The organism is Paenibacillus wynnii, from assembly GCF_030812855.1.
Classification (GTDB): domain Bacteria; phylum Bacillota; class Bacilli; order Paenibacillales; family Paenibacillaceae; genus Paenibacillus_AQ; species Paenibacillus_AQ wynnii_A.
Map to the genome: position 1 here is coordinate 108,391 of NZ_JAUSTK010000003.1, position 23,514 is coordinate 131,904.

The following is a 23,514-nucleotide window of genomic DNA, read 5'->3' on the forward strand; positions in this document are numbered from 1 at the left end:
AGCACCTTAATCGGCTTCCAAATAATCCCCATCATATGAATTTTCCAATTAAGCGTATTGTTTTGTAACCCAATGTCCTTTAGACACTTCTACTAATTCAAAATCACTATCATTGCTTTTCTCGTTAGCCGAGTAAATCGGAGTACCGAGTTCATCGTGCAAGATGATCCGTTTCTTGTTCATTTCTATGTCCGGATCAGGAATTGGAATGGCTGATAGTAATGATTGAGTGTATGGATGTACCGGATTGGCATATAATTCTTCGCTCTCCGCAATTTCAACCATTCGGCCTAAATACATTACTACTACACGGTCACTGATGTGCTTAACCATAGAAAGATCATGAGCAATAAACAGATAAGTAAGACCCAATCTACCTTGCAGTTCTTTCAACAAATTGACAACCTGTGCTTGAATGGACACGTCAAGTGCTGAAATCGGCTCGTCGCATACGATAAACTTCGGATTAACCGCCAATGCACGGGCAATACCAATCCGCTGCCGTTGTCCACCGGAGAATTCATGGGGATAACGAGTGGCATGGTCAGGATTAAGTCCAACCATATCCAGCAAATCTTCAATCCGTTTTTTACGTTCTTGACGGCTGCCTGCAAGCTTATGAATATCCAGTGCTTCTCCGATAACATCCGAAACCGTGAAGCGCGGATTCAATGAAGCATATGGATCCTGGAAGATCATCTGCATGTCACGGCGCATAGCCTTCATTTTACCGGCGGACAGCTTATTAATATCAGTACCGTTAAACAAGACACTTCCTGCCGTTGGTTCATATAAACGAAGGATAGTACGTCCAGCAGTAGATTTACCGCAGCCTGACTCCCCTACCATACCAAGTGTTTCACCCGGACGAATAGAAAAGTTAAGGTTATCAACGGCACGAAGCACCTTGTTGTTTCCTACGTTGAAATATTTTCTAAGGCCCTTAACTTCAATTAGATTATTACTGCTCATGAGTGCACGGCCTCCTTCGCCATAGGATGATGATCCCAACAACGTGCCATGTGTGTATTACTGAAATGAGTAGCATCCGGATCAATTCTCTCACAAATACTCATCGCTTCATCACAACGGGCAGCGAACGGGCAGCCTAGTGGTGGCTTGATCAAGTCAGGCGGTGTACCAATAATCGGAATAAGCGGTTCGTTCTTCTTTTGGTCGAGACGAGGCATAGACCGCAGCAAGCCTTTGGTATAAGGATGCTGTGGATTTTTAAAGATCTCCATTTTGGTACCTGATTCGACAATCTCACCGGCATACATTACAACGACACGGTCAGCAATGCCTGCGACTACGCCAAGATCATGGGTAATCAGAATAATTGAAGTTCCAAGTCTTTGCTGAATGTCTTTCATGACATCCATAATCTGTGCCTGAATCGTTACATCAAGCGCAGTAGTCGGTTCATCAGCAATAAGTAAGGCAGGACGGCAAGCCAAGGCAATGGCAATCATTACACGTTGGCGCATACCCCCGGAGAATTCATGTGGATATTGGTTAAAGCGGGAATCAGCATTTTTGATGCCGACAAGCTTAAGCATTTCAATCCCTTGCTTTCTCGCTTCGCCCGCTGACATTTTCTGATGTTTGATTAATACTTCAGTAATCTGTTTACCAACCTTAATAGTCGGGTTCAGAGAAGTCATCGGATCCTGAAAAATCATGCCAATATCTTTTCCACGAATTTTTTCCATCTGTTTGGAATTGAACTTCAGTAGGTCTTTACCTTGAAAAATAATCTCACCCTTGTCAATCTTGGACGGAGGTGAGGGAATGAGCTGCATAATGGTCTGGGCGGTGACACTCTTACCACTACCCGACTCCCCTACGATTGCAACTGTTTCTCCTTTATTAACTTCGAAGTTCATGCCGCGCACAGCCTTAACTTCTCCACCTTTAACTTTGAACGATACATGTAGATCTTTTACTTGCAAAATCGGTTCCATTATTCTCACCTCCTGTTATTTCAGTTTAGGATCAAGTGCATCCCGGAGACCGTCTCCAAAGATATTAAAGGCCAGCATCGTTATACTGATTGCCAAAGCTGGGAAAATCATACGCCAAGGATAGTTCATCCATCCTGTTCTGGCATCATTAACCATGGAGCCCAATGAAGCTACGGGTGCTTGTACACCCAGACCCAAGAAGCTTAGAAAAGCCTCTGCAAAGATAGCACTTGGAACGGAAAGCGTAATTGTAACTATAATCGGTCCAATTGCATTTGGAAGCAAATGACGGAATAACAAACGTCCTGAGCCTGCACCCATGGAGCGGGAAGCCAAAACGAATTCACGATTTTTAAGCTGCATAATCTCACCGCGGACAATCCACGACATATTAATCCAGCCAGTAATGGTTAAGGCTAGAATGATAGTACCTATACTTGGCTCTAATACAACAAGCAGCAAGATTGTTACTAGCAAATAAGGAATGGAGTACAAAATTTCCGAGAATTTATTCATGATCGAATCTACACGACCACCGAAGTAACCCATAACCCCGCCATAAGTGACACCAATGATCAAGTCAATTAATGCCGCGGCGAAACCAACTATTAGAGAGATTCTCGCACCCATCCAAGTACGTACCCACATATCGCGACCAAGGTCATCTGTTCCGAACCAGTGGGCGGCAGAAGGGGGCTGATTCGTGTTCATCAAATCATTTGAATAATAGTTAAAATCGGAAAAATGCGGACCAAAAATAGCTGCAAGCATTATAATAACCATTGCAGTAAAGGCCGTCATAGCCATTTTATTCTTGCGCAGACGGTACATTGAGTCACGCCAAGCGGACAAACTCTCACGTTGGATAAGTTCCGCCTCTTTTTTGTCCGTGCCAATTTTCTTGAAATCTTCCGGCTTTAGCGGTGCTGCTTTTGAAGACATGGATTGATTTGCAGACATGACTTAGCCCTCCTTTCTTCCGCTCAGCTTGATTCGCGGATCGATAAAGACATACAGAATGTCTGTCGTAAAACGCGCAAGCATTAGCAGAACTCCATAGAAAATCGTAATACCCATGATCAGCGTATAATCACGTACGCCGATAGCTTGTACGAATTGCTTACCAATACCACCTATACCAAAGATCTGCTCAATAACCACCGATCCTGTAACGATATCTGCAGTCATAGGTCCAACATAAGTAACGACAGGCATGATACCATTACGGATAACATGGCGGAACATTATCGTTGCCCAGTTCAAACCCTTTGCTTTTGCAGTCTTGATATAATCTGCATGTAGAACTTCCAACATGCTTGATCTTGTCAGACGAGCGATAAACGCAATCGGCTTAAAGCTAAGTGCTGCCACCGGCAGGACATAGTCTAGCGGACCCGTAAAGCCCATGACTCGAAACATATGAAACTTATATGCAAAGATATATTGTAGTAGTGCTGCTACCAAGAAACTCGGGACCGCAATCCCTAAGACAGCTATTACCATCGCTACATTATCTATCAGCTTTCGATGATACAATGCGGCAAGCATACCCAACAGAACACCGATAATAACAGATACTACAATAGCAATACTACCGAGTTTCAGGGAAGCAGAAAAGGTCTTGCCAATCAGTCCACTTACATCTTGATTCAACTGCTTCATGGAAATCCCTAAATCACCTTGTGCAATGTTCCCCATATACTTCAGATACTGCTTCCAAACAGGCTGATCCAAACCATATTGCTGATACAGTCGAGCCTGTACTGCAGGCGGGACTTTTTTCTCAGACATAAATGGATCACCAGGAATAGCTTTCATCAGGAAAAAAGTCGCAGTTATCAATATTACAAGTGATACAAGCATGTAGAAAAATTTATTGGAAATATAACGTACCATCGCCAGTTGAGCACCTCCTTTATAAAATAAAAAAAACGACATAATTCGATTTTAGGAGAAATCGAATCTTTTGTCTATTCTAAATAAATTGCATCAATTGATATTTTCAACAACAATACTCAAGCACAAAAAAACGGGATATATATGGGTTTACCACATATATATCCCTAGATTATATGATATGTGCCTAAGTGTGTTGCACATCATGATACAATCTTATCTTAGTTTAGTGCTCCAACAAATATACTTTGGAATAGTCTACAGCACCGTCGTATCCTACGCTTACACCTTTAAGGTAAGGCTTCACAAGAGAAACGTTAGTGTAGTAGTAGATAGGCATGATGCCCATTTGATCTTTTACCAGAATTTCTTCAGCTTTACGGAAGTTAGCCATACGTTTAGCATTGTCTACTTCGCTAAAAGCTTCGTCTAGTAATTTGTCATACTCCGGATTGTCGAGTTTAATATCATTGTTACCATTGCCTTTTTTCCACATATCCATGAATGTCATTGGATCGTTATAATCTGGGTTCCATCCAGCACGTGCTACTTGGTAGTCACCATTTTGGCGATTCTCAATGAACACTCCCCACTCTTGGTTCTCAGTTTTCACTTCAACACCAAGATTGTTTTTCCACATGTCAGCAATAGCTAGAGCTATTTTCTTATGACCTTCGCTTGTGTTGTAGATCAGGGTAACAGGTGGTAATGTAGTGTAGCCTTTTTCTTTCATGCCGAGTTCCAAGAGTTTCTTAGCTTCAGCATAGTCTTCTGTAAAATAATCATCTTTATATTCAGAACGATAGTCACCTGCATCTGTCGAACCTTTAATGCCTGGTGGAATGTAACCAAAAGCAGGAGTTTGCGAAGCCAATGTTACCTTGTCAACGATATCTTGACGGCTAATTGACATTGCGAATGCTTTACGAATATTTGCGTTGTCAAACGGTTCTACTAATGTATTGAACTCGTAGTAGTAGATACTTGCTACTGGTTTCAAAGTGAAATCGTCAGGCAGTTCTGTTTTTAGTACTGGAACTTGGTCTGGTGGAATATCGCCATTTGGTGCACCGGCACGATCAATCTCACCATTCTTATAACTAAGTACTTCTGTTGATGCTTCATTAACGATAGTAGAGGTAATCTTAGTCAACTTAATATTGTCTTTATCCCAATACGTATCATTCTTTGTATATTCTAAAGATTGTCCAGTAATCCAGCTTGTCAGATTAAAAGGACCATTTGTAATCATCGTTTTTGTATCAGTTGCCCATTTATCATTGCCTTCAACTGATTTGTGAACTGGATAGAAAGTGTAAAAATCCATAAGGTTCAAGAAATATGCTGTAGGGTTTTTAAGAGTAACTACCAAAGTATGGTCGTCTTGTGCTTTAACGCCTACTTCGGAGAAATCTTTAATTTCGCCTTTGTTAAATTGCTCAGCATTTTTCAAGTAGTAAAGTTGTTGTGCATAAGGTGGCGCTGGAACTGTTGCAGGATCAAGAACTCTTTTCCATGCAAACACAAAGTCATTTGCAGTTACAGGATCGCCGTTACTCCATTGGCTGTCACGCAAGTGGAAGGTGTATACCAAACCATCTGCAGAAACTTCCCATTTTTCTGCTACACCAGGAGCTTCTTTACCATCTTTGTCTACACGCACCAAACCTTCATACATAAGTTTCAACGCAACGTGGGCCTGGCTGTCTTGAGCTTGACCTGGGTCAAACGTTGGAACGTCAGCTGTCATATTAAGTCTAAGCGTCTGGTCAGCTGCCAGTTTTTCATCCCCAGCGGTGTTGCCAGTGTTTGCTGTGTTACCATTGTTGCCATTGTTTGCGCTGTTTGTGTTATTTCCGCAGCCTGCAAGCACTGTGCCGATAACAAGAACTAGTGCAATTATGAGCAATAAACTTTTACTCTTCTTCATCTAGCAGTTCCCCCTAAATAGAATGTGGTATATGGTTTCTGATTATACAACCAGTGGTCAAAAAAATCTAGAGGAATGTTTTCTGAAAACGATATTTTTTTAATTCTTTAAAATTTTGTGACATTGACGCTTCACCGAAGCAATGGAACATTACACGACCTGTGATATGTACTGGATCAATCCGACGAACATAAACACTAAATAACCGATGCTCATTAACAAAAAACTGAGTCTCCAAACGGCGCGGAACAAGCGTTTTCCATCCACCTTTCCCTTCAAACGGTTCTGTGCTCCACCGATCAAACCTGCCGCAATTAAGATAATAAGTAAGAATAAATAGAATCCAAAGTTGTTTTGGAAAATAATATTAAATAAAGCAGATACTGATAGTAGTAAAAAAAGCGTAGTTACATCCATTGCAAGTAAAAATGATTTCTTCTTATCCTTTTTTAGGGCGATACTTATAAAATATACGAGTAAAAAAGGAATAAACGGAATAACACTTAGAGTTATAACCGAATTTTGCAGTAATTCCAATAGCTTCACCCCTTCTCCACGTTCATGCCTTCCACCACTCTGCAAATCCAGCGATGAGCTGGAACAGCTACACCTGACCGATCCGCCATATCTAAAATATTACCATTTATCCATCTGATTTCCGTTGCTCTACCTGCAAGAACATCCGCAAGCATTGAAGAAGTATTTCCAGCAGTAGCCTGACAGACCTGAATTACATTCTCCCAAGCATTGGCATCATAGTCGATTCCAACAGCGTCAAAAACGGTAATTGCTTCCTCATAGAGTTCCCTCATTAACTGCATCCGAGAAGATGAAGAAAGCAGTTCGCCGTTAGGAATACGCCATATAGCAGTGAGAGGATTAATAATAGCGTTAATCAAGAGCTTTCGGTAAATCTTGGATTCCACTTCATTCGACAAATGGGATAAGAATCCTGCTGAATTTAAACGGGTAAGTAAACTAATTGCTTCAGGTTGATCATTTACAGGTCTTTTTTTGATTTTGGATTGATGCCATAAACCCACCCATGTCTCCCCGGTACCCGCATGAATTACTTCTCTCTTCGATTTAACCTTAGCAGCTTCGGTCGTTACGGCAGCATATAAATGTGCCTCAGGCAGCAATTCCTGCAACATCTCCATATGTCCGCTTCCATTCTGGAAACATAAAATATGAGGTTTATAATTATGCAGTGGCGCCAAAAGCTTAACTAGCTCCGTATGCAATACGTTTTGTTTTACCATAAGAATGATCCAGTCTGAGGGACTCTGGAGATATTCATGTACAAATCCTGTTGTTGCTAATGCATCCAGCCGATCACCCGGAATCCAAAGTGATTCACGATCATCTTCATAACTTACGGTTATACCCTTCCTTTTCAGTTCCTGGGCTTGTTGTTCACCTCTGCACCATAATCTGATTTCATCATTCCCGGTCGAGGCTAGTTTTCCACCCAGCAGCAAGCCTAGTGAACCCGCACCAATTAGATCAATTCTCATGTATTCCACCCACCGTTACCTACAATTTGCTTACAGTATATCCCTATGGCTCTTGCAAAAGCAAAAACAAAAAATCCCGCAGATAGCCAGGCTACCTGCGGGATTATACATAAAATTAAAGATTCATTCGATACGCTCTAGATTTCCGTTAGCATCCATTTTGAAGCGTGTCTTCATTTCATCTTCTTCCTCGTTCAAAAAAGCTAATCTACGTGCGCGGTCCATAATTTGTATTAAGGCTTTGTAATCATCATTAACTACACGATAATCACTTTGGGCAAGATTGATTTCCTTGGATAAACGCTCATTCTCTAACCGTAGATCTGTCAGTTCATCTTCCTTGTCCCGCAAGTCTCTTTCCAGCATTTTCAACTGCCGGCCCGCCTCGTGAAAAGTGCCCTTCCATTGTCTGAGGAAACGAATAACGGCATCAATAGAAAGCGTATTCTCATTTAATCCTTCACTTCGCCCGTATCCCTCTTCAATTTCCCCGATCATAAGAGCCGCTACTTGAGCTCCTCTTACACTCGGTTGTTTTTTCAAATAACTTCGTTTCTGGCGTTGACCTTTTGCGATTCCAATAGCATCTTCATAGCTTTTGCGGACGCAGCTATTCCAGCGAAACCCGCATGCTGCCGAGGTTCTGCCGATTTTTTCGCCTACCTCTTCAAAAGCGGCAAGCTGCGTACTCCCTTCCCGAATGTGGCGTAGGGTTACTTCCGCTAATATTAGATCGTCTTCCACACTCCATGCATCCTGTCTAACGGCTGTCATCCAACCTAACCTCCTAACAACATCATAAAATAACCATCTTCATAACCGGCAGCTCTGCCGGATTGTGAATAGGGATAAAAGCTGCTTACTCCATTCCTATGCCTCTAATAGAGTTCATAGAATCTATTTGATACTAAATTGTATTTCCATTTTATGTGCTGATCATACACAGGTAGTTATAAATTCTCAAATTACACTTAATTTATCGGTGTCAAATGCATTTATCACATTTTTATGAATTTCGCTCTTTTTTTTGTTTGAATTCGTTTACACACATTTGTGAAGCGGGTATAATTAAATAAAGGATTGTTCGTCAGATACATACTGAAGGGGGGACTCACAAGTGGACCGCATGTTTCGAGTACTGGGCTTTTTCACTCTTGCTATCGGGCTGATGGCATTTGCAGGAGATTTGACGGAGATGGCTCTGCTTTTCTTTTTACAAACTGCATTTTTCGTAATTCTCGGTTATATGAAATTTACAGAAAGGATTTATATCCTTTTATTTTGGGGGTACATGATTGTAACCTTTACAGGCTTCAGCTATTGGACAATTTTCCAGATGGGTCTTCCACTATAAACATTATTCTTTCATCAAACGGGGGCTGTTCCTTCTCATAAGGGGGATCGCCCTTTTTTTGCATTTTTTTTGTAGGTCAAAAGCTTGAAAGGGGTTATGATATTTTAGGGGGCACGATCATATTATGAAAGATACGACTTATCCCGTTTCCTAAATCTTATAACTTAACAAGGTGGTGGTGTGGTGCTATCCCGTTGTTCTCTAAGTCGCATGATTGCGGCCATATTTGTAGCGTTATGCTGCATAACACTGCTGCCTCATGGTGCAGTTATTCTAGCTTCTAATCCCGGCGATTCTGTTCCCCCTACTCTTTCTCTCGATATGCCGGATAATGAAGAAACTCGCGATCTCCTTCAAAAAACATTGTCCGTGTCTGAAATAGACCGGGAAATTATCCGTATTAGCGCAGACCAAATCTCTTTGGAGAAAAAGGTAGCCCTTTTGAATAAACAAGCTACTGAAAAGAAAACTGCGATTGCCACCCAAGAGGAACGTGCAGGCGCTATCGTGCGTTCTTATTATACAGGGGACAGAGACGGGCTACTGGCGGCCTTTCTATCGGCTAAGAGCTTAAGTAAATTTTTTATGCTATTTGATTATTATGAACTGACTATTGGACGGGACCATGAGATTTTGGAGCAATATGAAGATCAATTTAAGGATTTGCAGTCAACGATTCAATCGGCAGAACGAAGTTCCAGGGAATTAACGGAGCTCAAGTACAGCTTGGAAGAACAGAAGATTAGAGTAGAAACTCTTAACAAGGAGATTGAAAGCGGGTTAGGAGCGAGTACAGATCCCATAAAAATGAGCGCATTACTAGAGGAGTTTACGCAATATTGGGAAAATATCGGGCTTCATGAAGTCAAAACCTATTTCAAGGCATTGTCGGCAGCGATGAAGAATCTACCACAATTTGTCCAAAACCGCGAAGGAGTGCTGGAGAGGCGAGGAATGACTTATAACCTGAAACTGAAGGAAGAAGACTTAAATGAGTTCTTACACTCCCAAAATAAGCTTTTTGAGGATTTCGCGTTTCACTTCGATGAAGGTGCCGTAACCGCTGCCGGAAAAAGCGGCAATTTATCGCTCCAATTAAAAGGGCATTATACTCTATTGGCACCGCCCGAAAGCGGTCTGATGTTTCATGTCGATGATATTATATTTAATGGTCTGAAGCTTCCGGATACGACACGAAAATCACTGGAAGAGGAGTTTGATCTCGGTTTTTATCCGGAAAAGGTGATTTCCTTCCTTCATGCTACCGAAGTGGAAAGCAAGAAAGGCGTTCTTCATGTCACACTCACTTTAAAATTCTAATTCATGATCCCTGATACAGCTTAAGGTTCCTGAGCTTCGGGTTGAGGCGTGCTTATCGACTCCTTATAAGCGGTGGCATCAATCTTACTTGTGAGGAATGAGGTTACCGCTGCGGCCGCCTTCCCCCAGTTGCTCTCGTTTCTATGATCAGGGGTAGAATCCTCACTTAGAAGGATATAGGTCTCGAAAGGCAAGTTTATTGTACCGAGTCCTAATCGGTATAACTCATCCAGTGCCGGTAAACGTCCGGTATACTCCGCCCATTCCAACTGAGCAGATCTTGAAGTGATATATGATAACCAACTGACGGCTTCCTCGGGGTAAAGGGTTTGTGCCGAAAGTGCAAAACAACGGCTAGAGATCGCGCCAAGACCTCTGCTGTTGCTTTTAGTCAGCGGTGCTTCTGCTGTTAATGTTGAATTTCCATGAAGTTGCCACTCCGATAATGGCATAATGGCAATGGCTATACTGCCGTCCTGAAGCATATCCCATACTTTTGTATTATACTGGCTGGTTAAATAGAAATAGCTCCGTGCATTTTGAGTCCATTCTATTGGAGCCGAATCCTCGGAGAGCAAATCACTGCCCATACTCTCCAATAAGGCCGAATACCCGTAAGGATTGCGGGTATCCATTGATAATAAACTGGCCCCTTTTACTTTACGGACATTCTGCAGCAGAATGTTCCATTCCTCCAAACTCCTCGGTAGCTTATCCATTCCAAACTCACCAAGTCTTTGTGGATCATATACAAGAACGTAGGGATCAATATCAAGAGGTACTCCCCAGTCATAGCCGTTCCATTGATACAACGGAATTAATGAGGTAAGGGGTGTGCTCCCCGGGGCGCTCTGATATACATCAACAGGAAGTAAGAATCCTTGAGTTGCCAAATCCAAAATGTTCCTGCCCTCAGTCATGATAATATCCGGGCTGTCTCCAATAGTTAAATCACTGAGCAGCGTCTGCTCCGCCTGTTCAGCAGCTACATTCTTCAGGTCAACCGCGACACCGCTGGACAACGCGTATCGTTCACTAATCAGCTCCAGTTCACGAAATTCTTCCTCACTCAGGGATACGGTAATATGAAGCCTCCCCAAATCCCCCTCTTCTCCGGAAGAAGGTTGTGTGGACTGATCTTGAGGTTTACTTTTAGGATGATATCCTTCATTGGTATTCAGTTCCAGGCTGGGAGAGAGACTAGTCAATGAAAGCAGTAATATTGCAAATAATAGCCAATAATTTTTACGCTTCAGTACCTTCCCCTCCCTCTTCACCAAAGTTATCTACCTATTCTACCAATCTTTCCTCTATTTGTCTGCACCCATTGAAAACGCTGTTTTTCTAAAATATAGTCAATTAAAATATAAGCAGCAAGCCTCCAATGAAATGGGGACTTGCTGCTTTTGTAATATATAATGCTATTAAAATGATCTCCTATAACAGATCTGCGGCCAATTGAGCCAGGTGCGAACGCTCGCCTTTCTCCAGCGTGATATGTCCACTAATACCTTGCTGTTTGAACTTCTCAACAATGTAACTTAGCCCGTTGCTGGCTGCATCCAGATAAGGATGGTCAATTTGCTCCGGATCACCCATAAGGATTACTTTACTGCCTTCTCCTGCTCTGGAGACGATAGTTTTCACCTCGTGGCGCGATAGATTTTGCGCTTCGTCAATAATTATGAACTGCGCCGGTATCGAACGGCCACGAATATAAGTAAGCGCCTCTACCTGAATACTGCCTAAACCCATTAATATTTTATCGATATCACCGGCTTTTTTGGTGTCGAATAAAAATTCAAGATTATCGTAGATCGGCTGCATCCAAGGCCGGAGTTTCTCATCTTTCTCCCCTGGCAGATAACCGATATCCTTACCCATCGGCACTACCGGCCGGGCAATAAGCAGTTTCTTATATTTATGTGCATCCTCCACCTTGAACAAGCCGGCGGCCAAAGCAAGTAGAGTTTTACCTGTTCCAGCCTTGCCAGTGATAGTCACCAGCGGGATATCATCATTGAGTAGCAGCTCCAGAGCCATCCGTTGCTGGGCGTTGCGGGCACTAATTCCCCATACAGCATCGTTCCCCAAGAATAGTGGCTCCAAGCGGGAGGCGTCACTGTTCACTTTGAGAAGAGCTGATTTTGTACTGCCTATTTCATCTTTTAGAATAATAAATTCATGAGGATACAGGGAGTACGACAATCCCAACTGTTTGACAGTTAAGGAGCGGTTGCTATAGTATTCATCAATTAATGAAGGATGAACCATAAGCGTCTGATAGCCTGCATACAGCTCATTCAGATCCCCTGTCCGGTCAGACAGGAAATCCTCCGGGGTAATGCCAAGAACATCCGCCTTAATCCGGACCAGTACATCTTTACTTACAAGCACCACAGGGCGCGGATCAGGTTTTTCTTTCTCCTCATTCAGATAATTAAGAGCTACAGCTAAAATCCGGTTATCGTTAGACACCTCACCGAACATTTCCTGTACCTTTAAAAAACTGCGATGGTTGAGTTCTACCTTCAGCTTTCCTCCGTGTTCAAGTTCAACCCCACTATGCAGGTGGCCCTTTTCACGGAGACCATCAAGCAGACGCGACACAGTACGGGCGTTGCGACCAATTTCATCAGCATTACGTTTCTTGGAGTCGATTTCTTCCAGCACAATCGCAGGAATGATTACCTCGTTCTCCTTGAAAGCAAAAATTGAATTGGGGTCGTGCAGAAGCACGTTGGTGTCTAGAACAAAGATTTTTTTCATGTTATCCCCTCCACAGCGCCTGGTTTGATTGATCATACATAACTCTTTCCACCCTGGGCAAAGATAAATTCACTACTGATCTTGGCAGAAAGGAGTAAGCACATATGAGAAAACCAATGTGTCTATTGCTGGTACTGCTGCTGCTGACAAGCTGCGGTATCGTTAATAAAGAGTCATCACCCTCTCCTCAGAATCAACAATCTGCAAATAACAACAACGGGGATAGTGATATTAGGCAGCTCACGAATGATGGTGCGACTCCAGCGAACGACAACAGCGATATTGCCACCAAAGATCATTTGGAACAACTGGCAATAAGAGTTCCGGGGGTTAACGGCGCTCATTGCGTCGTAATGGGAAATACCGCCATAGTCGGGATCGATGTAGACGGCAATCTGCCGCGTTCCCGAGTCGGTACCATCAAATACTCGGTGGCTGAGGCGCTCCGGAAGGACCCCGCAGGCCTGAACGCACTTGTTACTTCTGATATGGATCTGTCGAACAGACTGGCCGAGCTGAGCCGCCATGTGGGCCAGGGACATCCTGTCTCGGGCTTCGCTGCTGAGATGGCTGATATTATCGGCCGGATTCTTCCCCAGCTCCCAGAGGATACCAAACCTCAAGGAGATCAATAAATCAATTTCTTTTGGTCAAAAAAAGCCCAGTGAGAACTCACTAGGCTTTTTTCATGGCAGCAAACACTTGACCATCGAGCTTGTCTGCCGCTCGCTGATCGTATACCTTAGCATATCGAGGAGCAGAGTCCAACTGCGCTCCATAAAAAAGTGCGTTACGCACCGCTTCAATTTCAACATCAAAACAGCACATCTTGAAAGGCACATCCATAAGCGGATCCTGTTTAACCATAGCATGCCCATTGATAGCATGCACTGTGCCTTCACCAAATACAGTAATAGTTACAAGCTGGTTAACTTTCATATTATTAACAAGTCTGGAGCGATGATCAACTGCAAGACGAATAATGGATGGGCTCACCGCGTAAATCCACGAGATCGCAGTGGACGTAGGGCCTCCAGTTTCCGCATCAACCGTGTTCAAGAGGACAAAGGTTTCCGATTGGAGCATCGTCAAGAGCGATTCATTAAGTAAAGCAACGGATTCGGACATAGCAGCTGACCCCCTATGCGACATGAATGCATTCAATTAATTAATTGTATTATAACATAGGTTGAAACTTGCATTCAATTTTATCAGAAATGCGCCCTATCAATCATGGACTGTCTGAGGTTGCCGGGGATATTTCAGTCAGTCGGTCCTGAAGACTTTGTTTGGCGGCATCAAGCTCTTCTTCGTTAATATATACATAGGGACTGCGCCATGTTCCAGTGACGGGCTTAAACTCCACGTCATTCTTGGAGATTTTGTAATACTGGGCAATCATATCCTTAAACTGATCCCGCTCAATATCGGTCTTCATATTGTTATCGACAGCATCCAGAACACGACCGATCTTCACTACACCGCCAATAGACTGCATTTTGTCAATCATGGAATGCAGAACCTCGCTTTGGCGCTTATTGCGTTCAAAATCATCTGATCCTTTGGTTTTAGGCTCACAATTGGATTTACGGTACCGGACATAGTCAAGCGCTTTATCACCATTCAGCTTTGCCGGCCCTTTTTTCAAATTGATATCCGTCCCGTCTACGCTATCCGTATAACACATGTCGTCACTGATGTTTACATTAACTCCTTTTAACGCATCTACCACTTCACGGAAGGCCTGGAAATCCAGAATGGTTACATAATCCACTTTAATGTCCAAATACTTGCCCATCATTGTCTTCATCTCATCTTCCGCCGAAAGACCGGAGGTTTTCTCTCTTTTCTTGAAGCGCGAATAGTAGGCATTAATTTTATCCTTCTTATATCCGTTCAGTTCTACATACGTATCACGCGGAAGTGAAACGATGGTAGCGGATTTGGTTACCGGATTAAGCGTAACAACCATAATGACATCTGTTAGGGAAGATGCGTGCTTAGGTCTGTTATCCGTACCCAAAAGAAGCATGGTTAGAGGTTTGACCTTGGCTGATTGCTCAGGAGCCACCGGCTTGTTAACACCGGTATCCAATACGCCTTGATCGAGCTTCATGTACAAGTAAGTAAAGTATCCGGCCACTGCTAGAACTGCAATAATAAAGAATATGAGGATGGCTCTTCCCAGTCTGGCGAAGAAGCCTTTCTTTTTCTTTCCTTTAGACTTTTTAGGAACAGATTTTGGTAGCTGCTGCCTATTGTTTCTTTGTTGTCCATTCCTAGGTGGCAAGCTTGTATTGCGTGTACTCATAATGGAATAAGTCCTTTTCATTTCATTTGGAATGTAAGAGCTGCGTATTATTGTCTTTTAGCTAATGCGGCGGCTTTTCTCTTCTGTCTGGCTTCCACAAAATAACGCACCCGCACAAGAAGCATCAGACCGACTGCGACTAATAGACACTGGATTATCGGCAACTTATCATGCTGGAAAATCAGAAGCATGCCAGAGCCTACGGCCATCATAATATATAGCACAATTTCTTTGCCAATAGGCAGTTTTTGATTAACTCGAAATACGCGGTTATACACATAAGTAAGCAATACAAATATAACAATATAGGCAATAATCGGATGCGCAGCAAACCAGGCCTGCATAGCTCAGTCACTCCTTCTGTGTATATAATAATGATTACATTATATCATATAGACGTATTCCAATATTTAAAAAATCAGCCGCCGGAATAATTCCGGCGGCTGATTGTAGTTATACCTTGTATTACGAGTTGGCTTGTGCCGCCGTTTTGCGTTGTTTTTCCACACGCTCACGTTCGCTCTTATTCAAAATCTTTTTGCGCAGACGAACGGTTTTAGGTGTGATTTCACAATACTCATCATCATTCAAATATTCCAACGCTTGTTCCAGAGAGAACATACGTGGCGTCTTCATTTTTACAGTCTCGTCCTTCGTAGCAGAACGCACGTTAGTAAGCTGCTTTTCTCTACAAATGTTAACGATAATGTCGTTATCACGGGTATGTTCACCCACAATCATACCTTCGTAGATATCTGTTCCTGGCTCCAGGAAGAGAATACCGCGGTCTTCAACACCCATCATTCCATAATGAGTTGTAGTTCCAGTTTCACTGGATACGAGAACGCCTTGATGACGTCCGCCAACTTGACCGCTAACCAATGGAGCATAACTGTCAAAGGCATGGTTCATAACGCCGTAACCGCGTGTCAATGTCAGGAAGTGTGTATTGTAACCGATCAAACCACGTGCTGGAATCAGGAATTCCAGACGAACTTGACCCGTACCTGTATTTACCATGTTAACCATTTCAGCCTTGCGGCTTCCGAGGCTTTCCATAACTGCGCCCATGCTTTCATCTGGAACGTCGATCATCAAACGCTCAAGTGGCTCCATTCTGGCTCCGTCGATTTCCTTAACGATAACTTCAGGCTTAGATACTTGCATTTCATAACCTTCACGACGCATATTCTCAATCAGAATACCCAGGTGAAGCTCACCGCGTCCAGATACGATAAATGCATCCGGGCTGTCAGTTTCGTCTACACGCAAGCTGACATCAGTCTCAAGCTCTTTGAACAGACGTTCACGCAATTTACGCGAAGTTACCCATTTACCTTCTTTACCAGCGAAAGGACTGTTATTGACAAGGAACGTCATTTGCATGGTTGGCTCGTCAATCTTCAGAACTGGTAATGCTTCAGGATTTTGCGGATCGGCAATGGTTTCACCAATGTTGATGTCCTTAATGCCGGCAATAGCAACGATATCACCTGCGCCTGCTTCTTCTGTTTCCACACGCTTCAAACCTTGGAAGCCGAACAGCTTCTCAATACGTGCTGTCTTGCTCTTACCGTCACGCATAATGACAGTAACGGATTGCCCTTGCTTGATTACACCACGGTTAACACGTCCAATAGCAATACGACCCAAATACTCGTTATAATCCATCAGTGTTACAAGGAACTGAAGGGGTTCTTCGATTTTTTCAGTCGGAGCTGGAATATGCTCAGTAATGGTCTCATAAAGAGCAAGCATGGTTTCGTCTTGCTTGTCTGGGTCCATACTGGATGTACCATTGATGGCAGATGCGTATACAACTGGGAATTCCAACTGATCATCACTAGCTTCAAGCTCGATAAACAAATCTAGAACTTCATCAATAACTTCCTTCGGACGGGCAGCCGGACGGTCAATCTTGTTCACGACAACGATAGGTGTCAGATGCTGTTCAAGGGCTTTACGCAGAACGAACTTCGTTTGCGGCATGCAGCCTTCATAAGCATCAACAACCAATAGTACACCGTCAACCATTTTCATAATACGTTCTACCTCGCCACCAAAGTCAGCATGGCCTGGGGTATCTACAATGTTGATCAAGAACTCTTTATAGGTAATGGCTGTATTTTTAGCTAGGATGGTAATACCACGCTCGCGCTCCAAATCGTTGGAGTCCATAGCGCGTTCCTGCATAGTTTCGTGCTGTTGGAAAATCCCCGATTGTTGCAGAAGCTGATCGACTAGTGTCGTTTTGCCGTGGTCAACGTGGGCAATGATCGCAATATTGCGAATATCTTTTCTTGAATGCATGATTTGTATCCAAATCCTCTCATTTATCAAATTAAAAATGTTAAAATTTATAACATGTTTAGGCAATCTCACAAAAGAAGCGCCTGGCGGAAAGCCGACGCTTCAATATCCTTAATATTATAGTGAAAGCACCATGAAAAGCAAGTCTTTTTATGAAAAAAACATTTAAAATTCTTATTTTTATTTTACCAACCTCTGTTCCATTTCTTCCGATTTCGTGATTTGCCTACTCCGCTTATAAGCCAAACCCCTGCAGCAATCAGAATGGCACCTAACAGATACAGCGCTCCGGTTCCAAGCAAACTGAAAATAAGCAGCACTAGGCTAAGCAATCCCAGAATGATCGCAGTACCGGACAGTCCGGCTGTACGCGACGAGGTATGCAGCGAATATTCATACAAGCCTACCGCAAATCCCAGCAGCAGGATAGGCCATAAATTTTTCATTAATCCCCATCCCCACGTATTACAGAGGCCAAAAAGTAAACCGTATACCGTCAAAATCCCGGCAGGTATGAGTACTCCCGCTGAAGCGCGGCGGCTGAAAAATAACATATGCAGGAACAGACCCGGGAGTAAAACTAAAAGTGGCCATAGGTTGCGTCCTAAGAAACCGAAAACTCCCAGCTTTCCGAATAATATTACGATGCCAGCGGCGGCGATGAACAATCCGATCTTTATATCATTTTTAGATGACATCTCACACCCATCCCTTCAGAATTCAACTTTTAATGTGACAGGATTCTCTTTATATTTTATCTGAATTCCTGAAAAAACACCATCATTCTCTAATGCTGCCCGTACACAACTAAAAAGGTGTCCCAGAAGCCATTTTCATGGCTATTGAGACACCCCCTAATTTCCTTTAAGCTTTATCTTGCTGCACGAGTGCGCTGTTTGATGCCTCCTGTTATAACGACGGTCACCCCAAGTATAATTGGAAGTATAGTATGGATTGTGGGAAGTAATAAGGATATGATTGCACCAAACTTCGCATCCTGGAGCAGCATTTCCCCTGAAGTAAAGGCCAGAATATAGGCTCCTATGAATACGAGAACCGGAAAACGGTGCAGCCAGTTAACGATAATGGCGCTGCCCCAGACCACAATAGGAATACTTAAGGCAATCCCAATCACAATCAGAGATAAATTCCCTTTGGCTAACCCTGCAATCGCCAGAACATTATCTAAGCTCATAATAAAATCCGCTAGCAAGATGGTACGAATGGCCCTCCAGATCGTTCCACCCTCAACCACACGAAGATTTTCATCCTCCTCCAACAGCAGCTTGAAAGATATCCATAACAACAGTAAACCTCCACCTGCTTGTATGTAAGGAATTTTAAGCAGAAATACTGCAGCAAATGTAAGCACGCAGCGAAGAAATACCGCTCCGGCAGCTCCCCACCAGACCGCAGTCTTACGATGCTTCTCCGGAAGGTTTTTGCTGGCAAGTGCGATTACCATAGCGTTATCGCCGCTTAGGACTAGATTTACCATCAATATTTCAGCTAGCAGCCACACTGAATCCATTATCCATAACCTCCCCCGAACTACATGTACTAACATGTATGTCCGAAAGAGGACAGCTATGCTTCCTGTCCATTTTTTTAGTATAGGGAAGCATGTCAACGCCTTTTTTAGCGTATACAAAACTATACCTTTTTTTGAAGGCTCACTAGGATCTGTACCAACCACGAACCATAGGAGTGACTCATGTGAATACTGCAATGTGGGAGTTTGTATTGTCATTGCTGAACATTGTCTTCCTGGATCTCATTTTGGCCGGAGACAATGCTATTGTTATAGGTCTCGCTGCACGTAATCTGCAAGCGGATATGCAGAAAAAGGCAGTTCTACTCGGAACGGCAGGCGCAGTCGTTCTACGCATCATTGCTACCATTCTTGTGGTTTGGCTGCTTAAGATCCCTTGGCTGCTGCTTCTCGGCGGCTTGCTGCTCATAGTAATTGCTTATAAACTGCTCACTGATAATAGCAGTCATAATGATATCCGTTCGGAAGGAAGCTTGTGGACAGCGGTAAGAACAATCATTGTGGCTGATGCTGCCATGGGACTTGATAATGTTATTGCAGTTGCTGGTGCAGCCAAGCACAACATTTCTTTGGTTATATTAGGACTTCTGATCAGTGTACCCATTGTTGTATGGGGCAGCACCCTATTCATCAAGCTGATTAACAAATATCCATGGATTATTTATATTGGATCGGCTGTATTAGGCTATACGGCCTCCAGTATGATTGCTGAAGAATCGGGAATAAAATTTTTTTTCCGGGTGCATCCGGTTCTACACTATCTTTTTATCGGGATGGTAATCGCCGCTATCCTTGCTGCCGGGCATTGGAAGCGGCGGAAGGGACAACAGAACACAACAAATAGCGGAACCACTCAATGCTAGAACCACTCTTCCTTCATTCTCTCTTCCGATCCGGCTTCTGATTCCGGACGTTCATTTCCATAAGGTGTGATTTCAAGCGTTTCGGTTAAGGCTACAGCTGCTGATAAAAGGGATGAATAATTAGGAAGCGTTGCTTCAATTTTATCTATTATCCGCAGATTGGGATTTGTTGAGGGTGACTTTGGTACAAATAATGTACAGCAATCCTCGTATGGCAGAATGGATAAATCATAGGTGCCAATTTTTTTGGACAGCTCAACGATGTCACTTTTATCCATCATGACCAATGGGCGCAGGAGAGGCAGAAGTGTGGCACGCCCGATCACATTCATGCTTGGCAATGTCTGACTAGCTACCTGTCCCAAACTTTCTCCCGTAACAAGTGCAAGAGCCTCTTCTTTCTCCGCCAAGGATGTCGCAATTCGGAGCATTGCCCGGCGCATAAGCGTAATGATAAGGTTGTCTTGTCCAATACCTGTAAAAGACGTCTGCACCTCCGTAAAAGGCACCAAATGCAGCTTGATAACTCCTGCATACTGGGATAGAACCCGAGTTAAATCGATGACCTTTTGGCGGGCAAGCTCGCTTGTATAAGGATAACTGTAGAAATGAATGCATTCTACTTCCAATCCGCGACGCATGGAGGACCAGCCGGCAACAGGACTATCAATCCCTCCCGATAAAAGCAGCATCGCCTTCCCGTTGGTTCCGAGCGGAAAACCACCTACAGCCGATATATTTTCGCAAAAGATATAAGTTTGTGCTTGACGAATCTCTACCCTTAGTTCCAACTGTGGAGTGTTCACATCAACGATAAGTCCGGAGTACCCCTGCAGCAGCGGTGTAGAAACCAGCTTATTCATTTCCAAAGAGCCGTGCGGAAAGTCTTTCCACACCCGGCGTACATTCACTTTAAAGGTTGTACCCGGTGCCGGTGCAATAATAGCTAGAAAGTGTGCACTGACCGCAAGGATATCTTCTAACTCTGACTTCGCTACTTTAACCGGACTTATGGATGCAATTCCGAATACATTTTTTAAGGCTCCAAGCAATTCCTTTGCTGGCTCTCCATTCAGTTCAACATATATTCGACCAAAATCCTTAGTTAATTGGACCTTGGGATATGGAATAAGCATTTCTTTCACATGGCGCAGTATTCTCTTCTCAAAGCGGGCACGGTTCTTACCCTTTAACATAAATTCTCCGAATCGTAAAAGCAGCAAATCTGCATTATCGGCACTATTTCCTGCAGCTGCAAATGCAGCGGATTCCATCGGTTTCATCATTGCTTCCTGCCTCCTTCAGCTGGCTTTAAATCTTTGATTGCCCTCAATATTGCCTGTTCCAATGCTTCAACGTCCTTAAGGGTATGGACATCACCGAAGCTGATCCGTATTCCACCTTCGGCCGTTGCTGTATCTTTACCCATTGCTAATAATACCCGGCTCGGCTCTGAGTGCTTGGATGAGCAAGCGGAACGGGTCGAGACAACCATTCCGAGCTCTTCCAACTTACGCGCCATAACCTCACCCTTCATTCCCGGATAAGAGAAATGAACAATATGCGGAGCTCCATTGTCACTGCTGTTAACGGTTAATTCCGGAACAGTTCTTAGAAACTGCAGCAAATGGTTTCTTAAAGGCAATATACGGGCAACATACTCTTCTCTCCGTTCATTTGTCATCCGCAGTGCTTTGGCGGAAGCCACAATAGCCGCAACGTTTTCGGTACCCGCACGAACTCCACCCTCATGAGATCCTCCTGTTAATAACGGAAAAAGTGTAATCCCTTGTCTCACATACAGTATGCCCACACCGCGCGGACCGCGGATTTTATGCGGTGACAAGCTGTACAGATCAGCGCCCCACTCCTGAAGTGAGCTGACAAAGGTCCCGATGCCCTGTACACCGTCTACATGAAATAGAGTCCGTGGATTGATCTCTTTAATAATTCGACCTATTTCTTGAAGAGGCTGGACAGTACCGATTTCGTTATTCACATGCATAACGCTTACCAGCACTGTATCTCGACGAAGCGCTGCAGCAAGTAGTGATGGATCTATAATTCCAGTATGATCTGGTGGTATAAAAGTAATTTCCCAACCCATTTTTTGCAGTTGTAAACAGCTTTCATACACCGAGGGATGTTCAAGTTCCGTAGTTATAATATGGCGTCCCCGCCCGGCATACTGCAGGGCAGCACCTTTGATAGCCAGGTTATTGCACTCCGTTGCTCCGGAGGTGAAAAAGATCTCCTCAGGTCGCACAGAAAGAACCCCAGCGCATACTTCACGAGCTCGGCTAATTAATTTACCAGCCTCTGTCCCCGCACGATGGAGAGAGGATGGATTGGCGTAATGCAGCTTCATGATTTGTTCCATCGTCTGCATTACCTCATCATAAGGTGGTGCAGCAGCGGCATAGTCCCAATAAAGCATATATGAATATCTCCTTTGCTTACAGCTGTACTTGGCCTAAGGCCCAAGAAGAAACGGCTTTGCCGTCCTAATGGGAGCCTATGCTTCCGAAGCAGCGATACTCCGTATCGCCTTCAGGTATCCGTTTCTCGTGGAAATATAAGCAAAGTATACTGAAAAACTTATACTTTCTTAATATTTTCAAAAAGGACCAAACAGGCTTCTCTGTAGCCATAAAAATAAGGCCCTAGAGTATTTATCCCGTTTGATCCTTTTTATTATACAGCGTATTTATCACGAGCGCGTTCAATTTTGGAGATATAGGACTGAGTCTCTTTAGGAAGCCTGCTCAACTGCGCCATCAGCTCTTCGTCATTACTTACGCCGAGCCTAGATACACGCCCCGGGCCCGCATTATATGCCGCCAGCGCCATTTTCTCCTGCCCGTCAAAGCGTTTGAGCTGATAGGATAAATAACGCACTCCGCCGTCAATGCTTTGTGCAGGATCAAACGGGTCAGATACTCCCAACCCATTGGCGGTTCCATCCATTAGCTGCATTAGTCCTTTGGCTCCTGCGGAAGACACCACATTAGGATTAAAGGATGATTCCGTATCAATTACAGCCTTAATCAAATCAACCGGTATACCATACTTGCTGCTCGCTGCTTGAATGAGGTCTTCATAATCTGTAGGCTTAGTCTCCCCTGATCCAGAAGATTCTGTCCAAATTTCGGCACTTCCTGATATTTCCCCGGAAATGTTATCGCTTATACTTTCACCCTTGGCCGGAAGCTGCTGCCACAACAGGCCGCCCTTATAAGTGACTCCTGGGGGTAATCCAACCGAATTGGGTCCTTGGTCTTCCACGGATTGTTCTGATATTTCCTGCAGCATTTCCGCAAATCGCGAAGTATTCACACCTGAACTTTCCTTGGAATTTACGGTTCCGCCTTTGCCCGTAACTCCCTTAAGGTTGGTCCACTTTAACTGACCTAGCCCGCCGGCCACAGCCGAATTCATATCCATGCTGACTAATTCCTTCTTCCCTTGTAAATTTATATATATAAAATGAACTTAAGATATTAACTTAAGGCTCAGGCGTCACTACCGTGAAGATTTGGACTTCCTACTGGTCGCTATCGCTCCTACAGTTTCAAAACTCAATTCCCTTTTCTCTAATATAAAGTTCGATTTTTTTCTGGATTAATGAACAGCCGTAGATCTCTGCTCCGCATGAATAGCCACTAACTCCCCTCTTGATGTACGAACAAGCGTGGATATCTGCTCAAAATGAATGCGTAAGCTTAGCG

Annotated in this window: 23 protein-coding genes; 4 read left to right on the top strand and 19 right to left on the bottom strand. The window is 43.6% G+C overall.

Annotation, left to right across the window (positions count from 1 at the left end; translation table 11 throughout):
* Positions 1–48: 48 nt before the first annotated feature.
* The 8 genes from J2T20_RS04485 to J2T20_RS04520 form a co-directional block, all read right to left on the bottom strand.
* Positions 49–972, bottom strand: a complete 924-nt coding sequence (locus tag J2T20_RS04485; RefSeq protein ID WP_307585987.1) for an ABC transporter ATP-binding protein — start codon at positions 970–972, stop codon at positions 49–51.
* Positions 969–1,964: an ABC transporter ATP-binding protein gene (locus tag J2T20_RS04490; RefSeq protein WP_307585989.1), complete on the bottom strand. Its 996-nt coding sequence runs from the start codon at positions 1,962–1,964 to the stop codon at positions 969–971. The genes J2T20_RS04485 and J2T20_RS04490 overlap by 4 nt, the downstream gene beginning before the upstream one ends.
* 15 nt (positions 1,965–1,979) lie before the next feature.
* On the bottom strand, positions 1,980–2,924 hold the full coding sequence (locus J2T20_RS04495) for an ABC transporter permease (RefSeq protein WP_307585991.1): 945 nt from the start codon (positions 2,922–2,924) through the stop codon (positions 1,980–1,982).
* A gap of 3 nt (positions 2,925–2,927) precedes the next feature.
* Positions 2,928–3,860: an ABC transporter permease gene (locus J2T20_RS04500; protein WP_307585993.1), complete on the bottom strand. Its 933-nt coding sequence runs from the start codon at positions 3,858–3,860 to the stop codon at positions 2,928–2,930.
* 226 nt (positions 3,861–4,086) lie between these two features.
* On the bottom strand, positions 4,087–5,790 hold the full coding sequence (locus tag J2T20_RS04505; RefSeq protein WP_307585995.1) for a peptide ABC transporter substrate-binding protein: 1,704 nt from the start codon (positions 5,788–5,790) through the stop codon (positions 4,087–4,089).
* 150 nt (positions 5,791–5,940) lie between these two features.
* Positions 5,941–6,327 (bottom strand): DUF3397 domain-containing protein, encoded by a 387-nt coding sequence (locus tag J2T20_RS04510; RefSeq protein ID WP_307585997.1) that lies wholly within the window; start codon positions 6,325–6,327, stop codon positions 5,941–5,943.
* A gap of 5 nt (positions 6,328–6,332) precedes the next feature.
* A complete protein-coding gene (locus J2T20_RS04515) occupies positions 6,333–7,307 on the bottom strand; it encodes a ketopantoate reductase family protein (protein ID WP_307585999.1) in 975 nt (324 codons plus the stop codon).
* A 123-nt stretch (positions 7,308–7,430) separates the two neighbouring features.
* Complete coding sequence (locus tag J2T20_RS04520) at positions 7,431–8,081, bottom strand: RsfA family transcriptional regulator (RefSeq protein WP_307586001.1); 651 nt, start codon at positions 8,079–8,081, stop codon at positions 7,431–7,433.
* Positions 8,082–8,424: 343 nt separating this feature from the next.
* Between J2T20_RS04520 and J2T20_RS04525 the strand changes: the two genes are divergently transcribed.
* Both J2T20_RS04525 and J2T20_RS04530 read left to right on the top strand, forming a co-directional pair.
* On the top strand, positions 8,425–8,661 hold the full coding sequence (locus J2T20_RS04525; RefSeq protein ID WP_307586003.1) for a DUF2626 domain-containing protein: 237 nt from the start codon (positions 8,425–8,427) through the stop codon (positions 8,659–8,661).
* A 183-nt stretch (positions 8,662–8,844) separates the two neighbouring features.
* Positions 8,845–9,981, top strand: coding sequence for a coiled-coil domain-containing protein (locus J2T20_RS04530; RefSeq protein ID WP_307586004.1), 1,137 nt, complete (start codon positions 8,845–8,847; stop codon positions 9,979–9,981).
* Positions 9,982–10,001: 20 nt separating this feature from the next.
* Here J2T20_RS04530 and J2T20_RS04535 read toward each other — a convergent pair whose 3' ends face one another.
* Complete coding sequence (locus tag J2T20_RS04535) at positions 10,002–11,258, bottom strand: extracellular solute-binding protein (RefSeq protein ID WP_307586006.1); 1,257 nt, start codon at positions 11,256–11,258, stop codon at positions 10,002–10,004.
* Positions 11,259–11,418: 160 nt separating this feature from the next.
* A complete protein-coding gene (locus J2T20_RS04540) occupies positions 11,419–12,750 on the bottom strand; it encodes a PhoH family protein (protein ID WP_307586008.1) in 1,332 nt (443 codons plus the stop codon).
* Positions 12,751–12,854: 104 nt separating this feature from the next.
* Between J2T20_RS04540 and J2T20_RS04545 the strand changes: the two genes are divergently transcribed.
* Positions 12,855–13,385, top strand: a complete 531-nt coding sequence (locus tag J2T20_RS04545; protein ID WP_307586009.1) for a YhcN/YlaJ family sporulation lipoprotein — start codon at positions 12,855–12,857, stop codon at positions 13,383–13,385.
* Positions 13,386–13,425: 40 nt separating this feature from the next.
* Here the strand turns inward: J2T20_RS04545 and J2T20_RS04550 are convergent, their stop codons facing one another.
* The 6 genes from J2T20_RS04550 to J2T20_RS04575 all read right to left on the bottom strand — a co-directional run bounded on the left by J2T20_RS04550 (position 13,426) and on the right by J2T20_RS04575 (position 18,902).
* Positions 13,426–13,878 carry a pyridoxamine 5'-phosphate oxidase family protein gene (locus J2T20_RS04550; protein ID WP_307586011.1) on the bottom strand — a complete coding sequence of 151 codons (453 nt, stop codon included), beginning with the start codon at positions 13,876–13,878 and terminating at the stop codon, positions 13,426–13,428.
* Between the two features lie 103 nt (positions 13,879–13,981).
* Positions 13,982–15,061, bottom strand: coding sequence for an LCP family protein (locus J2T20_RS04555; RefSeq protein ID WP_307586013.1), 1,080 nt, complete (start codon positions 15,059–15,061; stop codon positions 13,982–13,984).
* 47 nt (positions 15,062–15,108) lie between these two features.
* A complete protein-coding gene (locus tag J2T20_RS04560; RefSeq protein ID WP_307586015.1) occupies positions 15,109–15,405 on the bottom strand; it encodes a YlaH-like family protein in 297 nt (98 codons plus the stop codon).
* A 121-nt stretch (positions 15,406–15,526) separates the two neighbouring features.
* The gene (gene typA, locus J2T20_RS04565) at positions 15,527–17,371 is read right to left on the bottom strand and encodes a translational GTPase TypA (protein WP_307586017.1); all 1,845 of its coding nucleotides are present in this window, start codon (positions 17,369–17,371) and stop codon (positions 15,527–15,529) included.
* A gap of 185 nt (positions 17,372–17,556) precedes the next feature.
* Positions 17,557–18,069 carry a hypothetical protein gene (locus J2T20_RS04570; RefSeq protein ID WP_307586019.1) on the bottom strand — a complete coding sequence of 171 codons (513 nt, stop codon included), beginning with the start codon at positions 18,067–18,069 and terminating at the stop codon, positions 17,557–17,559.
* A 173-nt stretch (positions 18,070–18,242) separates the two neighbouring features.
* Complete coding sequence (locus J2T20_RS04575) at positions 18,243–18,902, bottom strand: TerC family protein (protein WP_307586021.1); 660 nt, start codon at positions 18,900–18,902, stop codon at positions 18,243–18,245.
* 197 nt (positions 18,903–19,099) lie between these two features.
* Here J2T20_RS04575 and J2T20_RS04580 point away from each other — a divergent pair, with 197 nt between their 5' ends.
* Positions 19,100–19,786: a TerC family protein gene (locus J2T20_RS04580; RefSeq protein WP_307586270.1), complete on the top strand. Its 687-nt coding sequence runs from the start codon at positions 19,100–19,102 to the stop codon at positions 19,784–19,786.
* Here the strand turns inward: J2T20_RS04580 and thiI are convergent.
* From thiI to J2T20_RS04595, 3 genes are all read right to left on the bottom strand, one after another.
* Positions 19,783–21,072, bottom strand: a complete 1,290-nt coding sequence (thiI, locus tag J2T20_RS04585; RefSeq protein ID WP_373457753.1) for a tRNA uracil 4-sulfurtransferase ThiI — start codon at positions 21,070–21,072, stop codon at positions 19,783–19,785. The two genes, J2T20_RS04580 and thiI, sit on opposite strands and share 4 nt — an antisense overlap.
* Positions 21,069–22,223, bottom strand: coding sequence for a cysteine desulfurase family protein (locus J2T20_RS04590; protein ID WP_307586023.1), 1,155 nt, complete (start codon positions 22,221–22,223; stop codon positions 21,069–21,071). The genes thiI and J2T20_RS04590 overlap by 4 nt, the downstream gene beginning before the upstream one ends.
* A gap of 257 nt (positions 22,224–22,480) precedes the next feature.
* The gene (locus J2T20_RS04595; protein WP_307586025.1) at positions 22,481–23,230 is read right to left on the bottom strand and encodes a lytic transglycosylase domain-containing protein; all 750 of its coding nucleotides are present in this window, start codon (positions 23,228–23,230) and stop codon (positions 22,481–22,483) included.
* Positions 23,231–23,514: the final 284 nt, after the last annotated feature.

What these genes read in the sequence shown, in the direction of transcription:
- J2T20_RS04505 (WP_307585995.1), bottom strand. Translation starts at nt 5,790, where the DNA reads ATGAAGAAGAGTAAAAGTTTATTGCTCATAATTGCACTAGTTCTTGTT.
- J2T20_RS04550 (WP_307586011.1), bottom strand. Translation starts at nt 13,878, where the DNA reads ATGTCCGAATCCGTTGCTTTACTTAATGAATCGCTCTTGACGATGCTC.
- J2T20_RS04590 (WP_307586023.1), bottom strand. Translation starts at nt 22,223, where the DNA reads ATGCTTTATTGGGACTATGCCGCTGCTGCACCACCTTATGATGAGGTA.
- J2T20_RS04540 (WP_307586008.1), bottom strand. Translation starts at nt 12,750, where the DNA reads ATGAAAAAAATCTTTGTTCTAGACACCAACGTGCTTCTGCACGACCCC.
- thiI (WP_373457753.1), bottom strand. Translation starts at nt 21,072, where the DNA reads ATGATGAAACCGATGGAATCCGCTGCATTTGCAGCTGCAGGAAATAGT.
- J2T20_RS04575 (WP_307586021.1), bottom strand. Translation starts at nt 18,902, where the DNA reads ATGGATTCAGTGTGGCTGCTAGCTGAAATATTGATGGTAAATCTAGTC.
- J2T20_RS04570 (WP_307586019.1), bottom strand. Translation starts at nt 18,069, where the DNA reads ATGTCATCTAAAAATGATATAAAGATCGGATTGTTCATCGCCGCCGCT.
- J2T20_RS04560 (WP_307586015.1), bottom strand. Translation starts at nt 15,405, where the DNA reads ATGCAGGCCTGGTTTGCTGCGCATCCGATTATTGCCTATATTGTTATA.
- J2T20_RS04490 (WP_307585989.1), bottom strand. Translation starts at nt 1,964, where the DNA reads ATGGAACCGATTTTGCAAGTAAAAGATCTACATGTATCGTTCAAAGTT.
- J2T20_RS04555 (WP_307586013.1), bottom strand. Translation starts at nt 15,061, where the DNA reads ATGAGTACACGCAATACAAGCTTGCCACCTAGGAATGGACAACAAAGA.
- J2T20_RS04595 (WP_307586025.1), bottom strand. Translation starts at nt 23,230, where the DNA reads ATGGATATGAATTCGGCTGTGGCCGGCGGGCTAGGTCAGTTAAAGTGG.
- typA (WP_307586017.1), bottom strand. Translation starts at nt 17,371, where the DNA reads ATGCATTCAAGAAAAGATATTCGCAATATTGCGATCATTGCCCACGTT.
- J2T20_RS04495 (WP_307585991.1), bottom strand. Translation starts at nt 2,924, where the DNA reads ATGTCTGCAAATCAATCCATGTCTTCAAAAGCAGCACCGCTAAAGCCG.
- J2T20_RS04500 (WP_307585993.1), bottom strand. Translation starts at nt 3,860, where the DNA reads ATGGTACGTTATATTTCCAATAAATTTTTCTACATGCTTGTATCACTT.
- J2T20_RS04515 (WP_307585999.1), bottom strand. Translation starts at nt 7,307, where the DNA reads ATGAGAATTGATCTAATTGGTGCGGGTTCACTAGGCTTGCTGCTGGGT.
- J2T20_RS04580 (WP_307586270.1), top strand. Translation starts at nt 19,100, where the DNA reads ATGTGGGAGTTTGTATTGTCATTGCTGAACATTGTCTTCCTGGATCTC.
- J2T20_RS04520 (WP_307586001.1), bottom strand. Translation starts at nt 8,081, where the DNA reads ATGACAGCCGTTAGACAGGATGCATGGAGTGTGGAAGACGATCTAATA.
- J2T20_RS04545 (WP_307586009.1), top strand. Translation starts at nt 12,855, where the DNA reads ATGAGAAAACCAATGTGTCTATTGCTGGTACTGCTGCTGCTGACAAGC.
- J2T20_RS04485 (WP_307585987.1), bottom strand. Translation starts at nt 972, where the DNA reads ATGAGCAGTAATAATCTAATTGAAGTTAAGGGCCTTAGAAAATATTTC.